At 33.3% G+C, this 12088-nt stretch carries 26 protein-coding genes; 23 read left to right on the top strand and 3 right to left on the bottom strand.

From position 1 onward, the window contains the following. Positions 1 to 55: 55 nt before the first annotated feature. The 9 genes from ACU1JV_RS00890 (at position 56) to ACU1JV_RS00850 (ending at position 4046) form a co-directional block, all read left to right on the top strand. Positions 56 to 883 (top strand): phage antirepressor N-terminal domain-containing protein, encoded by an 828-nt coding sequence (locus ACU1JV_RS00890; RefSeq protein ID WP_413986442.1) that lies wholly within the window; start codon positions 56 to 58, stop codon positions 881 to 883. A gap of 593 nt (positions 884 to 1476) precedes the next feature. Beyond that, the gene (locus ACU1JV_RS00885) at positions 1477 to 1632 is read left to right on the top strand and encodes a hypothetical protein (RefSeq protein WP_413986441.1); all 156 of its coding nucleotides are present in this window, start codon (positions 1477 to 1479) and stop codon (positions 1630 to 1632) included. Between the two features lie 33 nt (positions 1633 to 1665). Continuing rightward, positions 1666 to 1956, top strand: a complete 291-nt coding sequence (locus tag ACU1JV_RS00880; RefSeq protein WP_190297380.1) for a hypothetical protein — start codon at positions 1666 to 1668, stop codon at positions 1954 to 1956. Positions 1957 to 1985: 29 nt separating this feature from the next. Continuing rightward, on the top strand, positions 1986 to 2510 hold the full coding sequence (locus ACU1JV_RS00875) for a DUF3841 domain-containing protein (RefSeq protein ID WP_413986440.1): 525 nt from the start codon (positions 1986 to 1988) through the stop codon (positions 2508 to 2510). Positions 2511 to 2550: 40 nt separating this feature from the next. Further along, positions 2551 to 2727, top strand: coding sequence for a hypothetical protein (locus ACU1JV_RS00870; protein WP_413986439.1), 177 nt, complete (start codon positions 2551 to 2553; stop codon positions 2725 to 2727). Positions 2728 to 2760: 33 nt separating this feature from the next. Continuing rightward, positions 2761 to 2994: a hypothetical protein gene (locus ACU1JV_RS00865; RefSeq protein ID WP_413986438.1), complete on the top strand. Its 234-nt coding sequence runs from the start codon at positions 2761 to 2763 to the stop codon at positions 2992 to 2994. 57 nt (positions 2995 to 3051) lie between these two features. Beyond that, the gene (locus ACU1JV_RS00860) at positions 3052 to 3501 is read left to right on the top strand and encodes a hypothetical protein (RefSeq protein WP_413986437.1); all 450 of its coding nucleotides are present in this window, start codon (positions 3052 to 3054) and stop codon (positions 3499 to 3501) included. Positions 3502 to 3517: 16 nt separating this feature from the next. Next, positions 3518 to 3859 (top strand): hypothetical protein, encoded by a 342-nt coding sequence (locus ACU1JV_RS00855; RefSeq protein WP_413986436.1) that lies wholly within the window; start codon positions 3518 to 3520, stop codon positions 3857 to 3859. Positions 3860 to 3884: 25 nt separating this feature from the next. Beyond that, positions 3885 to 4046 carry a hypothetical protein gene (locus ACU1JV_RS00850; protein ID WP_413986435.1) on the top strand — a complete coding sequence of 54 codons (162 nt, stop codon included), beginning with the start codon at positions 3885 to 3887 and terminating at the stop codon, positions 4044 to 4046. A gap of 44 nt (positions 4047 to 4090) precedes the next feature. On the opposite strand, the gene ACU1JV_RS00845 is transcribed toward ACU1JV_RS00850, so the two are convergent. Continuing rightward, positions 4091 to 4345 (bottom strand): hypothetical protein, encoded by a 255-nt coding sequence (locus ACU1JV_RS00845; RefSeq protein WP_019687686.1) that lies wholly within the window; start codon positions 4343 to 4345, stop codon positions 4091 to 4093. A gap of 101 nt (positions 4346 to 4446) precedes the next feature. Between ACU1JV_RS00845 and ACU1JV_RS00840 the strand changes: the two genes are divergently transcribed. The 12 genes from ACU1JV_RS00840 (at position 4447) to ACU1JV_RS00785 (ending at position 9791) form a co-directional block, all read left to right on the top strand. Then, the gene (locus tag ACU1JV_RS00840) at positions 4447 to 4842 is read left to right on the top strand and encodes a hypothetical protein (protein ID WP_029518016.1); all 396 of its coding nucleotides are present in this window, start codon (positions 4447 to 4449) and stop codon (positions 4840 to 4842) included. A gap of 74 nt (positions 4843 to 4916) precedes the next feature. Beyond that, positions 4917 to 5081, top strand: a complete 165-nt coding sequence (locus ACU1JV_RS00835; RefSeq protein ID WP_161627015.1) for a hypothetical protein — start codon at positions 4917 to 4919, stop codon at positions 5079 to 5081. A 45-nt stretch (positions 5082 to 5126) separates the two neighbouring features. Continuing rightward, a complete protein-coding gene (locus ACU1JV_RS00830) occupies positions 5127 to 5303 on the top strand; it encodes a hypothetical protein (RefSeq protein ID WP_161627014.1) in 177 nt (58 codons plus the stop codon). Then, positions 5296 to 5421: a hypothetical protein gene (locus ACU1JV_RS00825; protein ID WP_263364631.1), complete on the top strand. Its 126-nt coding sequence runs from the start codon at positions 5296 to 5298 to the stop codon at positions 5419 to 5421. The genes ACU1JV_RS00830 and ACU1JV_RS00825 overlap by 8 nt, the downstream gene beginning before the upstream one ends. A 414-nt stretch (positions 5422 to 5835) precedes the next feature. Continuing rightward, complete coding sequence (locus ACU1JV_RS00820) at positions 5836 to 6195, top strand: hypothetical protein (RefSeq protein ID WP_413986434.1); 360 nt, start codon at positions 5836 to 5838, stop codon at positions 6193 to 6195. A 34-nt stretch (positions 6196 to 6229) separates the two neighbouring features. After that, positions 6230 to 7057 (top strand): hypothetical protein, encoded by an 828-nt coding sequence (locus ACU1JV_RS00815; RefSeq protein WP_413986433.1) that lies wholly within the window; start codon positions 6230 to 6232, stop codon positions 7055 to 7057. Between the two features lie 40 nt (positions 7058 to 7097). Continuing rightward, positions 7098 to 7463: a hypothetical protein gene (locus ACU1JV_RS00810; RefSeq protein ID WP_446724471.1), complete on the top strand. Its 366-nt coding sequence runs from the start codon at positions 7098 to 7100 to the stop codon at positions 7461 to 7463. 33 nt (positions 7464 to 7496) lie between these two features. Continuing rightward, positions 7497 to 7850 carry a hypothetical protein gene (locus ACU1JV_RS00805; protein ID WP_413986431.1) on the top strand — a complete coding sequence of 118 codons (354 nt, stop codon included), beginning with the start codon at positions 7497 to 7499 and terminating at the stop codon, positions 7848 to 7850. Positions 7851 to 7882: 32 nt separating this feature from the next. Beyond that, positions 7883 to 8245: a cyclic-phosphate processing receiver domain-containing protein gene (locus tag ACU1JV_RS00800; protein ID WP_413986430.1), complete on the top strand. Its 363-nt coding sequence runs from the start codon at positions 7883 to 7885 to the stop codon at positions 8243 to 8245. A gap of 278 nt (positions 8246 to 8523) precedes the next feature. Then, entirely contained in the window at positions 8524 to 9144 is a 621-nt protein-coding gene (locus ACU1JV_RS00795) for a hypothetical protein (RefSeq protein ID WP_326400684.1), read from the top strand. A 58-nt stretch (positions 9145 to 9202) separates the two neighbouring features. Beyond that, entirely contained in the window at positions 9203 to 9478 is a 276-nt protein-coding gene (locus tag ACU1JV_RS00790) for a recombinase family protein (protein WP_413986429.1), read from the top strand. Between the two features lie 34 nt (positions 9479 to 9512). Next, entirely contained in the window at positions 9513 to 9791 is a 279-nt protein-coding gene (locus ACU1JV_RS00785; RefSeq protein WP_063213278.1) for a hypothetical protein, read from the top strand. 443 nt (positions 9792 to 10234) lie between these two features. Here the strand turns inward: ACU1JV_RS00785 and ACU1JV_RS00780 are convergent, their stop codons facing one another. Continuing rightward, positions 10235 to 10768: an RsfA family transcriptional regulator gene (locus ACU1JV_RS00780; protein ID WP_413986428.1), complete on the bottom strand. Its 534-nt coding sequence runs from the start codon at positions 10766 to 10768 to the stop codon at positions 10235 to 10237. Positions 10769 to 11038: 270 nt separating this feature from the next. Here ACU1JV_RS00780 and ACU1JV_RS00775 point away from each other — a divergent pair, with 270 nt between their 5' ends. Then, entirely contained in the window at positions 11039 to 11422 is a 384-nt protein-coding gene (locus ACU1JV_RS00775) for a type II toxin-antitoxin system PemK/MazF family toxin (protein ID WP_446724470.1), read from the top strand. A 20-nt stretch (positions 11423 to 11442) separates the two neighbouring features. On the opposite strand, the gene ACU1JV_RS00770 is transcribed toward ACU1JV_RS00775, so the two are convergent. Continuing rightward, a complete protein-coding gene (locus tag ACU1JV_RS00770; protein ID WP_413986426.1) occupies positions 11443 to 11664 on the bottom strand; it encodes a helix-turn-helix domain-containing protein in 222 nt (73 codons plus the stop codon). 210 nt (positions 11665 to 11874) lie between these two features. Between ACU1JV_RS00770 and ACU1JV_RS00765 the strand changes: the two genes are divergently transcribed. Continuing rightward, positions 11875 to 12084 carry a hypothetical protein gene (locus ACU1JV_RS00765; protein ID WP_413986425.1) on the top strand — a complete coding sequence of 70 codons (210 nt, stop codon included), beginning with the start codon at positions 11875 to 11877 and terminating at the stop codon, positions 12082 to 12084. The last annotated feature ends 4 nt before the right edge of the window (positions 12085 to 12088 follow it).

Here is a 12088-nt window from a genome sequence, read left to right as displayed (position 1 = left end):
AGGGAGTTAGCAGGGTGAGATTGCCTGACTTAAACCTAAGAGGAGTTATATATAATTGGAAAATAATATTCAGGTAGTAGAGCAAAAGCTAGTAGAGTTTAATGGATCTGAGTTGTTGGGCATCAAAGCAAATGATGGCAAGATTTATGTGGGTGTCCGATGGGTTTGTGAAGGAGTTGGACTATCACCAGATCAAACAAAAAATGAACGCAGAAAAATCAATAATGATATTGTACTCAGTAAAGGGGGGCTAAATTTAGCCCTCCCTACAAATGGTGGTATACAAGAAATATTAGTACTAGATATTGATTTTCTACCATTATGGCTTGCCAAAATCACAATTACCCCAAACATGCAAAAGAATCAACCAGAAGTAGCAAGCAAGTTAATTCAGTATCAACTAAAAGCTAAGAATGTTTTAGCTGAAGCATTCATACATAATTCAGCGCAGCAATATTTATCCTTGTCAGAGGAAGACCGCGCGATTGCCTATTTTACAGCTAAGAAAGAGCAGAAGAAGTTGCAGTTGCAGATTGAAGAGAATAAACCACTAGTTACATTTGCTGAAACCGTTCTTAAATCAAAGGATAAAATTCTGGTGCGAGAAATGAGTAAACTCATACAGGATGAAGGAATTAATATTGGTGAAAAGAAATTATATCAGAAACTGCGTGACTGGAATCTTGTATTAACTAATAGGAACGAGCCGACTCAGTACGCAATGAATCAGAAATTGTTTGTTGTTGAAGAAAAGAGTATAGATACACCATATGGGGTCAAATTGGTCAAAACTATGAAGATTACACCAAAAGGACAAATCCGCATAGTAGAGAAGATTAAAAAAGAATATAATAAGAGTGCTGCCCAAGTAATTGATACATAGAACACCCAGTAAAATGTTGATTCGTTACATGAATAATTGCTCTTTACAGTTAGGGAAACCTATGAGCTAATAAGATAAAGTGATTTGTCGCGAGGAATGATTTGTGTTGCAGGTGACAAATTATGTGCATTCTACATAGATAAACAACTTAGAGGTGAACAGCATGGATATACATAAGTGCAAGAATGAATATTGTTCAGGAAACATTGTATCTGATTACGAAGAGGCTGAATATTGTCTTAAATGCTATATGGATATGTTAAAAATTCTTCCCTTGTTTCATATACCAGTTGGATTTATGCCATATAAATCGACGGAACAGATGAGAAATAACCCAAATCAATGTAAGATGAAATTCTGTAAGAATAAGGCGCGGCTGAGAGGTAGATGTTTTAAGTGTTATATTGAGTTTATGAAAAAGCAAGAATCTGAAATAAAAAGCCAGATAAAAGATTAATTTGACCAAGATCGCTTAGGCGGTCTTTATTGTTACACAAATAAATAAATAAAAATACTCAAAATCATATATACAAATATAATCACATAGTATATAATGATTATATTGATAAGAACAATACATATGAGGTGATTACATGTATAAGGTAACTGTGTTTGAGAAGGTGTTAGGTAAATTAGAGGCGAATATATATTCGTTCGATGATAAAATAGTAATGGCTAAGTTTGCCGTTTTATGTGAAGCTGAGGGTGCTATGGTTGTCATGAATATCGATATAAAACAAACCGTGTAAAACTATATTTTTATAAAGACAGGGGCAAAAAAGATGTTCGAATATAACAAGGCAGCTCAATTGTTAGAAGTGTGGAAAAAACATGATTTAGATAATGGATTTTATAAGGGTGTTCCTAACTATCCTACTAACACTCGATTCGTTAGTGAACTCAATCAAAAGATCGCTCAAGAATCTGAACGAATATTACTTAATGTGCTTGAGGGAAAACAGTCACGTATCAACCCAAAGGAAATACTTGAAAGTGTTATATCTAATTATGTTGCAGGTACAGATTATACTGCAAAAGAAGTAATGCAAATTATGGGTTTTAGAATAAAATGATTCTTTCATTCAAAGATAGAAGGTGTAGTATGATCTTTTGGTCAATGCAGACAGCGGAAGCTTGGGAAGTCGCCAAAAAGGCAGGATACCTTGAGGGTAAAGTGAAATATGCATCGTATTCTGAAGAGTATAAATGGATGATGTCCCAAATGAAAATGAGAATACATAATTATCTTGGTGAATATCCCGTGTGGCTTTGGGTTAAAAAGCCGGATATGCGAAAAACAGGTCACTTTAGAGGTGGAACCAAATGTGTACGTTTAAAGCTTATGTTGGACAAGGAGGCTGTTCTCGTTTCGGATTTTTATCGATGGCATACGGTTCTCAATAATTCATTTTGTTCTGATAATGAGACCGAAGATGAAGCTTTTTATAATGGAGAATTAGAAATTACCAAAGAAAAAAGCTGGGAGCGAATTTTTGAATTAGATAGAGAAACCGATAAAGAATGGTCTGGCTCTGGGGAGTGTTTACAAGGGGTAACAGGAAGGATCTATCTTGAGAATGTTCTCAGCGTTGAATCTTTTGTAACCAGGAAGTCTTGGCTTGATTAGGTGACCATGAAATGAATATTTTACAAGGAGAGATTGAAGCATGGAACTAATTTTCAGAGAAAAAGTGATGATCTATAATCTGTTGAGCGAAAGATATCATGAATTAAAAAGCAAACCGGAATCAAGAGATGAGAATACATTTCAAGAGTTAGAGGACATGTACATTAAGTTTGGTGCTCACTTAGAAAAAGAGTACGGAAAAGATTGGTGTAAGTAGATAAAAAGATTATTTTACGAGGAGATGTAATTTATGAGTAAGAAGTATTTGAGTTATGAAGAACAATTTAATGAAGTTCTAAATCAGGAAGAAATAAATCGTATTGAAAACGCCGAACTTAGAGACATTAGAATGAAGTACTGGAAATTACAGCGAGACGTACTTCTTGATGAAAAAAATATATCAGATGAAGAATTAAATGAAGTTTCAAAAGAATTGCTTCGTAAAGAGATGGAAGAAATACAACGATTCAGAAACAATAAGTGAGTGAGTTTATAAAAGGATTCTTTTAATTGATTATACAACTAATTAATGGAGGTAAAAATGGGACAGTATACAGGATTAAGATGTAAAGTCATCGTTAAACCAGAGTACAGAGAGGAAATGGAGTTTTTAAATTCTAAGGAAATACAATATGAATGGTCAGAATCAAACATTGACTTTTTAAGAGAATATGGAGAATATCCAAGAGCAACATTTATTCCGAGAGGAATGCTTTCTTACATGCCCGATGATTGGGAAGACGAAAACGAAAGAGCAACAGATGGATTTGAACGCAATTTCAATAATGAATCAGGATTGTGGTCATTTCAATGCAGCCTTAAGAACTATGATCTAACTATTCAATATTTTTTTGAAAATGTATTAAGTAAGATCGCTGAATCTACAATCCACTTGGAGTATTACTATGAGGATGCAATTCGTAGTACGTTTTATGAACTTGTAGGTGAAAAGATCATAGAAAGTGATAGAGAGGGAATTGTTTATTATTAGGAATAGGAGCAATCAGATGAGTAAATTTGATTTATGGGAACACGGAATTGATTCATGGACAGGGTATTTTATCATTGAGGCATTAAGCGCGGTAGGGAAAAACAGTCCATTATATCAAAAAGGGTACGATCCTTCATCTATGGAAGCAAAATTAATTATTAATGGTGCTGAATTACCTTTAGTTAAAGTATTCGAATATATAGGTGAACAATTTGAGGATATGGTAAAGAAGAGAGCAGAAGAAATGATTGAGGATAAATTAGATAATGATTTTATGGATTCACTTCGTTCTATTTCTAGATTAACCGATGAACTTGAAGATAAGTTGAAAATAAAAATAAATAATTTGATGAATTAACAATAATGAAGAAGGGAGATGTAAAATGAAAACTGTAACACTTGAAGAAAAGTTGATTGCACAAGTTAAGAATATTGTTGCTATTTTACAAAGTGAGAATCCCAATGACGTAAAAATTATGATGTTAGAAATGCAAAAAGATTATCTCAATGCTTATATCAATAATATGGTCGAAGCTTTGGGATAAAAGAAGTATTTGATAACAAAAAAGAAGCGACCAAAAGTCGCAACTTAATCAAAGTATTTATTAGCAAAAATAATAGCTATACCAATCGCTAAGAAAATAAAAGCAAATGGAATAGACACAGTGTAGTCATTTAATGCTTGAACTAAATCTTTATTAAGCGAATTGCTAATCTGAGAACCCATAAATTCTCGTGTATCTGGAGTAACCCTTAGCAGATGTTTGATGAAGTAAGCATAAATAGCATAAACGAAGGATAATGCGCTTAATCCATAACCCAAATTTTTGATTTTTACTACCATTCTTATTTTCCTTTCTCAATTTAAGATTAATTTAATTATACTAATCTATTTGTATGATATGCAAATACTGGAATGTAATCAAGTAAGAAGGAGCGAAGAATATGAAGACTAGGGTTTTTACATGTTCTAACGGGACAGAGTTAATTGTTAAACATCGAAAATCAGCAGTGATACTTGAAATGAATCAAAATCAAATAAATAATAAATATAATGTTACATATAATTTTGAACTTAGGGATTTCGTAGAGTTGTATAACTACATTAAAATGATTGCGAATGAAGCTTGGACTAATTTATCTCCCAAGGAAGCTAACAGTTTAGGATCGGACTATTACGAATATTATGACAAAGAACTTGACACTAATGGCTATCTTCGTATCGGTAAAAACACAATTGTTATAGATAGACCAGCATTAAATGGACTCAAACTTTATCAATTCAATAAGAAGAAAATGGAGTCATTTATTTTTGACTTCGAAAAGTTTTTTGTTGCCTAACATTAAAAGTATATCTTATATAATAAGTCTTTGATTGAGAGGGTAACAAGCAAAAATAAAAAGGAGATTAAAAAATGTACACAATTATAAACGCAGAAACCAAGCAATATTTAAGAGGTGATTGGCAGCAATATAGAGGACAAATATATACACATGACATTGAACTAGCCGCTAAATTTAGCAGTTGGAACGAGGCAGAAGAATTTAAAGAAGACAGAGAGCTAATCTGTGAATTGTAGATATCTGCAATATGAATATAATCACAATAAAAAGGAGTGTATATAGTGGACTCTTATATGATAGTAGTAGACGGTAAAGTTGAAGAAGAAATTGAGACCGTTGGAAGATCCAAAGAAGTTATGAGTTTTATTTTGATTGATAGATACTACCATTATAATAGCCATAATTCAGAGGTGAATATTATTAGTTCACTCACTGGAGAGGAGTACGCTTATGTATAAACATGGAACAATCATTAATCATAAACTGTGTGTCATGGATCATGATGGTGAGTGGATTGAGTTGATTGAGGCTGCCGCTAGCTATGAAGAAGAGAGACAATATAAAATACATAAATAGCATATAGGCGACTTAACAGGTCGCTTTTTATTTTGTAATTGGAATATGATATAATTGGTTAAAACTTTGTTGTTAGGAGAAGTGAAGATGATGAATAATAACAAAGCAAATTTGATAGTTGGGGTGACAGCGTTTGGCTTATTGTTGCTAAGTATGAACGGAATTATTACAGACTCACAAACAATACTCAGATGCATTGTAGGATTGGCGTTCTTAAGTATTACATTAAGATGTATCGCAAAGTATTCATAAGGGCAAAACTTGCCCCAATAATATATATAAATATAATCATACATTGAAAATAATTATGATGTGTGTTATTATTTACTTATCACAAAGGAAACATTGTACAGTTTCACACTACATAGTATTGTAGAGTAAAAGGTTTATTTTATAAAGAAATGAGGTTTTTATATGGAGCTCGGCAATGAATCAATTTCCTTTTTGATCAAACTCATCATGGACGACTTAGGTGAATTTTTATCTGAGAGAGAGCGTTCATTGAATAAAACGGTTTGTAACACGTTGAGTATTTGGCTCGAATTCATTTATAAAGCTTCTGATGAGGAAAAGGAGATAATTTTGAATGAGATTCATGAGGCGCTTGGACATATGAGTGTTTGGGAATATGATCAGGATGAGCAAAAACGACTAGTAGAAAAAATGTACCAGTACTTTACCGAGTTTTATGGCTCTGAAGAACACATAAAGGATTTTGCTAACCTATTCGTCAATTATTACAAAAAGGAAGTAAAAGCTGAATTTATTTTCTGAGACAACTATTTTAATGAAAACAGAGGTGGTAACCTTGTTTGATTGGAGTTTTCTTTTAACGAGTACCGTAGTTAGTGCAATTATAACTACTGTGGTTGGCAATTCACTGAAGCATAGATTCGATAAAAAATTAGAAGAAAATAAAGTCACTTTTGAAAGAGAAAGATTAGATCTAACACATCAAATGCATAAAGAGTTAGAGGTGTTAAAATCAAACATCGGGCACTTAAGTATATTGAACCAAAAAAATATTGAACATTTTCAAACATTAAATCAGGTTATTCAGACCAATAGAATCGAAGCTCTTAAAATAGTTTGGAGTGAATATCTCGGTATCAGGATAGGCATGTCTCCAGTTTTGAATTTTTTCTCTATATTTTTGCCTGAAGAATACTTAAATATCATTGATAAAATCAACGAAAGCGATCGACTTGGACTAAGAACTATAAGTGATAGTGAAAGCAATTTACTTAATGGAATAGACACTGTTCCAATTTTACGCATGCTTGAAGAGCAACGACCATTTTTAGGTGAGTTAATGTACTACAAATTTAGATCGAGTATAGTAATTCAATTTAGATTAAAACTGATGTATTTAAAGATGGTAAAGAAAAGAGAGTTATACAATTGGTGTGAGGATATTCTGATTATGGAGCATCTTAAAGTCGTTTTTAGCTTAGATACAATTTCAGAAGGACAGATTCCAATCAATCTCGATAGTCCATTGAAATTGCTATCAGTTACAGGACTAGTGGAGTTTGAGTTAAACAAAACGATGGATAGTGTTTTATCTGGAGAAATTAGCGCCAACATTAGTCTAGAAAGAGCGAAAAAATTGTCCAATGGTTATACAATGAATTGACTGTTTTACCTTGAAAATAAATTATGAGAGAGGTACTCATATGTCTGAAGCACCTTACGGATATCATATTGTAAATGGAGAAATGGTTGCACATCCGTTTGAATCTAAGATAGTTAGGATAGCTAATGGGTTGGCACAGATTGGACTTGATTCTGAAGATGTTCAATCTCTGTTGAATGAATTTAGGGTTCCAAGCCGTGGAAAAGATTATAACTACGACATCGACGGGAATTTACATAAGATATACGTTGCTGGAGTTAAAGTTCTTATTGATCAAATTCAAGAAAAAATCGAAAGTGAGATAGTTTATTTGCCCGGCGATAAAGAAAAAACACAGCCAATCGTATCCGTTATTAGTTTAGCAGATATTTTTAATAGATTTAGAGGTTCGGATGAAATTCTATGAGACGGCTATTCAAAAGTGGACGGTGGTAAGAAAATGACTTGGTTCAAGAAGAAAAAACCTGTTTATGAGAAAACAAGAATAATGGTTCTAGACCCTGATTTGGGATTTGATGTTAGATGGATGGATAATCACATTAATAGCCTAGCTGAAATTATAGGAAACCATCCAATCGGAATGTCAATCAAAGGAACAAGTCTAAGCGCTCATTCAGTACCTGCTGTATTAAGTGATGACAAAAGACCCAATATAGAAATTGAGGGCAAACAACTTACAGGAATAGTTGTAATCATGGCAAACGAAGAAGAAAGGGCTGAAGGTGTGAGAAAAATAATTTCAATTTCAGCAGACGAAGTAAGATTTGTATTGGATGCATTTGATTTAAAGTGAAAGATGTGTTTTACAGGGAAGGATGTGCGACCATGACAGATAAGATTAACCTCTACGTAGATGACCTCAGAGACTGTCCAGATGGCTTCGTGGTCGCTCGTACATATTATGAAGCCATACATATACTTGAGACTAGAGAGGTGGCTATTCTTACATTAGACCACGATCTGGGTGAGGATGTAGATGGTGTAGAGTTACCCAATGGATATGAATTAGCCAAGTATTTCTGTGAACATGGGCTGAGGGCTGATAAGATCCACATACATACTGACAATCCTGTAGGAAGACAGAACATGTATGAGACATTGTTAGCAGCTCAGCGGAGAGGGTTCATTGATGAGGATATTGAGATTTATCATTATCCGATTACAGTGAATAGGTATTCAGGCGATTGATTGGATGGTAAGGAGGAACACATTTATTAAAAAGACATGTCAGAATTGCAAAGCTCTACGAATAGAATTTGGAACAGTTAATCCATATAGTTGTACCTTGGGCTATAGCGTTGATAATATTAATGGTGTTCCTATGGAGAAATGCCCTAAACCAAAAACATATGTGAAACTCAACGAATTGAACTCGATTAAGGATAAATACAAATTAAATAAAGATGAATTAGTAAATTGGAAGTTCATGTGAAAGGCATGTTTTATAATAACGGGAGGTGCCCAAAATGAAATACGGTTTACTGGAGAATGGGATTGATTCTTTAAAGCAAGCATATACTTGTATTGAAAAACTCGACGTAGGATTACACGAGGGAACTGAACATAACCTAAAAGATGCAATCCTATCATTGAATCATGCCATTGAAATATTATTTAAGATGATTCTTAAAAATGAAAAAGAATATCTGATTTTTAGTGATATAGGAAAATACATGGCTGCTAAAAGTCAGATGATCAAGCAAGGCAAACAAAACGTTTTTGAGGTAGGACATGATCTAAAGACTGTTTCGTTAATGGATAGTGTTAAAAGACTAGAGTTACTCTGTGACATAGCCATTCCAGATGTCCTTAAAGGAGCTATTGATGATTTTAATAAAACGAGAAACAAACTTATGCACTATGAATTGGAGTTATCTGAAGAAGAGGTAAATACAACTACTAGAAATCTTAAAGGGTTCTACGAGGAGGCTGTTACCTTCTTGGAACATCATATAGACAACATTGAAGAACTATTAGATAAAGCTAGGTTCGAATACTCTAATGATGAATATTTATCAGATATGGCTGAACACTACGAAGACATGATGTATGATGAATACAGAGAGATGATGTTGGAGCGGGAATAGTCTTATGAAATGCAAGTTTGATTAGTCCAATTTGCGAATAGTAGAGGAGTATAAAATCATGAAGGCTATGGCAATCGTAAGATCGTCTATCGAATGGGGCATAGACGAACAGAAAAGTAAAATAAATCAGTATGCAATGTCAGAAGATATCAATCTTGTTCACATTGTTTTGGTTGCAAATGATGTGGATTTAAAATTGGCTATCAATAATCTATCAGAAGTTGACGCTGTTATTGTGACCGACGTAACCCGAATTAGTAGAAACAAAGAAACCTTAGACATGTTCAAAGAACAGCTTAAACATAATGATACGCAATTGGTAATACTCTCTTGATCTTTATATCTTAAGCGGAAGGGAGAAAAATGGGTTGGTATCAAATAGACTAATAGATAATTTAAAATCTAAACAAAATAAATGGAGCTATAACCAACGCATATGGTTAAGAGGTGCTAGTATTGGATGGATAAAGGGATATTGTGATGTTAAAGACAAATATGCAGTAGAAAGAATGGTAAATGGAAAATTAGTAGTAAGGTTGTATATGTCTGAAAATATTTTAGAGTATGAACCTTGGGATGAAGAGAAAAAGAAGCAACATAAGAAGCATGTAGAATATATAAAAAGACAAAAGTATATAGAAGATTAATTTAGATTTTTTAAGGATGACAGTGTGAAGCAATTAAGAGGTGAGTTAAGAGGTGTATTGTGATAAGTGTGGCAAGAAACTAGAGGATGTGTTGGAACACGTTAAGCACATCCTCCATGAGTGTAATGGATAAAATACATACAAGTAAGGGGAGGCAGCAATAGTGGACGAAAAGGCTAAAGAGGTGCTAAAAGAAGCGATACAGCTTATAGGTATTGGTGAGGGATTGAAGGCGAGTGAAATGCTAATGGAGTTATTAAAGCGGTAAGATACAACTCGGCAAAGCATTGACTAATTACAGAATGAGCTATACACTTAACATAGGCGAGGTATTTTACTCTCTCCTTGTTATTTTTTCGTCAAAGTAACCGGCTGTCTCTTCCCAGGAGACCGGTTACTTTTTATTGTAGTAAAATATAATTTTTATAAAGAAACCTGCCAAGTTATATGGCAGGTTCTTCTTTGTATTGTTTAATGTTTTTAGGAAAACCCAATTGTTCAGCTCTGTGAATAATTTTTAATAAAGTATCTAAATCATCGCTGGCAATAGGTCTATCGTATTCCTTCCTATCTTCTTGAATTTCTATCGTCAGCTCATTAATTTTATTTTTTTGTGTTCGTATTGTTTCTTGCATATTAAGAAATTCGATTCGTAAGTTATTTAGCGCGCTAATAGCCTTATCTATTTCATTCATATAATTGATTTCGGTTTCCTCAGTTGTTTCAATGTTGGTTCTTCTGATTTTCGAACTACTCTTGTTATTCCTTCTTTCATCTTTGGCTGCTTTTATTTCATTGTAATAGTTATGCCTTAGTGTACTGTTCCAGCGGAAGCCACAAGCAGCAGGGGTACGGTTTAATCTTTCACCAACCTCCTGAAATGCAGCTAATTGTGTTTTGTTGCTACTTATATAGATTAATACTGTATCAGCTAGTAGAACATCTTCGGAATGTGTCCAAGCGTCTTGTCTATGCATATGTATTCCTCCATTTTCCTTTTATAAATATGTATATCCATTTGTCAATAGGCTTATGCATTTGGCCTACAAAAAATTCAGTTGATTCGAAAAAGCCTTGACAGAACAAATGTTCCGTATTGATAATTATTATATTTGTATGTATAATTACCATTATAAAGAGAAAGAATGAGAGATAGATAAGAGCAAGTAGTACATATTAGATTGACAAATAAATAGAATAAAACAAAAATAAAATTATCTTCATAGAATTAAGGGAGTGATTACATAATGGCGGTAGCAACGGAAAAAATGACAAGAGAGATAAAGAGACTTGATATTTGGAATGTTAATTTAGGGAAGAATAAAGGTAGTGTGCAAAGTGGTGAAAGACCAGTAGTAGTAGTCCAAAATAATGTAGGAAATAAGTTTTCTCCAGTTGTTATAGTAGCACCAGTAACTAGTAGAACTAAAAAGAAAATGCCTACTCATGTAAATTTCTCAAAAAAAGAAGTGAAAGATATTTATGATGATAGCACTATTTTGTTTGAACAATTATTCACGGTTTCAAAAGATCAACTGGACTTTAAAATTTCACAGCTTCCAGCCGAATTTAGCGACAGAATTGACAATGCATTGTGTATTTCATTGGGAATGTCTAGTTTAGTTGACTAAAATAACAGCAGCAAAGGAGATTAGTCCTCTCTACTGCTGTTATTTAAAACAAGTAACTCAGATATTTCAATACCAAGTTCATCGCAAATTATTGCAAGATTTTTTAGTGAAATTTGTTTTATATCATTGTTACACATGTTATTTATAGTGGCTTGTCTTATACCCGTTCTTCTTGCAACCTCTCTTTCACTTAAGTCTAGTTTTTCAAGAATTGCTTTAAGATTAATGTCAACCCATGACATAAACATATCCTCCAGTAATTACAAATAAGGGTTGACACGAAAACGGATAAATCCTATAATATAACACAGGTGATACGTTTTTCGTGTCACTAACATAATAAGACAAATACACTCCCTATGATTTGGGCGTAGGGTGTATTTGTCATTTTATTCTAGCAGAGTTTTCGGTGAAATAACAGTAAAAAAATACATCCTTAGAGGACAGCTACCATGAAAAGATATCGTTTAATGAAATTAACAGCTTACGATAGAGAGCACAAATTGAAAACATGGAGATTTGTTAATATTGAAGCAGAAAAAGCGCATGAGTTAAATAATTTTATGGCTAATGGTTTTCGTATATGGGATTCAGACAGAAATAAAGTAGTAAAAACAAATCTTGATCTAGATAAGTGGATAGAGGATCATCATGAGGAGTGAATGG

This window comes from Paenibacillus sp. T2-29 (assembly GCF_052921365.1).
The sequence above is the reverse complement of the archived record's forward strand: the minus strand, read 5'-3'. Positions and strand labels throughout refer to the sequence as shown.

Excerpts from the sequence above, each read along its gene's own strand:
- ACU1JV_RS00885 (WP_413986441.1), top strand. The coding sequence starts at position 1,477 with ATGTATAAGGTAACTGTGTTTGAGAAGGTGTTAGGTAAATTAGAGGCG.
- ACU1JV_RS00880 (WP_190297380.1), top strand. The coding sequence starts at position 1,666 with ATGTTCGAATATAACAAGGCAGCTCAATTGTTAGAAGTGTGGAAAAAA.
- ACU1JV_RS00875 (WP_413986440.1), top strand. The coding sequence starts at position 1,986 with ATGATCTTTTGGTCAATGCAGACAGCGGAAGCTTGGGAAGTCGCCAAA.
- ACU1JV_RS00870 (WP_413986439.1), top strand. The coding sequence starts at position 2,551 with ATGGAACTAATTTTCAGAGAAAAAGTGATGATCTATAATCTGTTGAGC.
- ACU1JV_RS00865 (WP_413986438.1), top strand. The coding sequence starts at position 2,761 with ATGAGTAAGAAGTATTTGAGTTATGAAGAACAATTTAATGAAGTTCTA.
- ACU1JV_RS00860 (WP_413986437.1), top strand. The coding sequence starts at position 3,052 with ATGGGACAGTATACAGGATTAAGATGTAAAGTCATCGTTAAACCAGAG.
- ACU1JV_RS00855 (WP_413986436.1), top strand. The coding sequence starts at position 3,518 with ATGAGTAAATTTGATTTATGGGAACACGGAATTGATTCATGGACAGGG.
- ACU1JV_RS00850 (WP_413986435.1), top strand. The coding sequence starts at position 3,885 with ATGAAAACTGTAACACTTGAAGAAAAGTTGATTGCACAAGTTAAGAAT.
- ACU1JV_RS00845 (WP_019687686.1), bottom strand. The coding sequence starts at position 4,345 with ATGGTAGTAAAAATCAAAAATTTGGGTTATGGATTAAGCGCATTATCC.
- ACU1JV_RS00840 (WP_029518016.1), top strand. The coding sequence starts at position 4,447 with ATGAAGACTAGGGTTTTTACATGTTCTAACGGGACAGAGTTAATTGTT.
- ACU1JV_RS00835 (WP_161627015.1), top strand. The coding sequence starts at position 4,917 with ATGTACACAATTATAAACGCAGAAACCAAGCAATATTTAAGAGGTGAT.
- ACU1JV_RS00825 (WP_263364631.1), top strand. The coding sequence starts at position 5,296 with ATGTATAAACATGGAACAATCATTAATCATAAACTGTGTGTCATGGAT.
- ACU1JV_RS00820 (WP_413986434.1), top strand. The coding sequence starts at position 5,836 with ATGGAGCTCGGCAATGAATCAATTTCCTTTTTGATCAAACTCATCATG.
- ACU1JV_RS00810 (WP_446724471.1), top strand. The coding sequence starts at position 7,098 with ATGTCTGAAGCACCTTACGGATATCATATTGTAAATGGAGAAATGGTT.
- ACU1JV_RS00805 (WP_413986431.1), top strand. The coding sequence starts at position 7,497 with ATGACTTGGTTCAAGAAGAAAAAACCTGTTTATGAGAAAACAAGAATA.
- ACU1JV_RS00800 (WP_413986430.1), top strand. The coding sequence starts at position 7,883 with ATGACAGATAAGATTAACCTCTACGTAGATGACCTCAGAGACTGTCCA.
- ACU1JV_RS00795 (WP_326400684.1), top strand. The coding sequence starts at position 8,524 with ATGAAATACGGTTTACTGGAGAATGGGATTGATTCTTTAAAGCAAGCA.
- ACU1JV_RS00790 (WP_413986429.1), top strand. The coding sequence starts at position 9,203 with ATGAAGGCTATGGCAATCGTAAGATCGTCTATCGAATGGGGCATAGAC.
- ACU1JV_RS00780 (WP_413986428.1), bottom strand. The coding sequence starts at position 10,768 with ATGCATAGACAAGACGCTTGGACACATTCCGAAGATGTTCTACTAGCT.
- ACU1JV_RS00775 (WP_446724470.1), top strand. The coding sequence starts at position 11,039 with ATGGCGGTAGCAACGGAAAAAATGACAAGAGAGATAAAGAGACTTGAT.
- ACU1JV_RS00770 (WP_413986426.1), bottom strand. The coding sequence starts at position 11,664 with ATGTCATGGGTTGACATTAATCTTAAAGCAATTCTTGAAAAACTAGAC.
- ACU1JV_RS00765 (WP_413986425.1), top strand. The coding sequence starts at position 11,875 with ATGAAAAGATATCGTTTAATGAAATTAACAGCTTACGATAGAGAGCAC.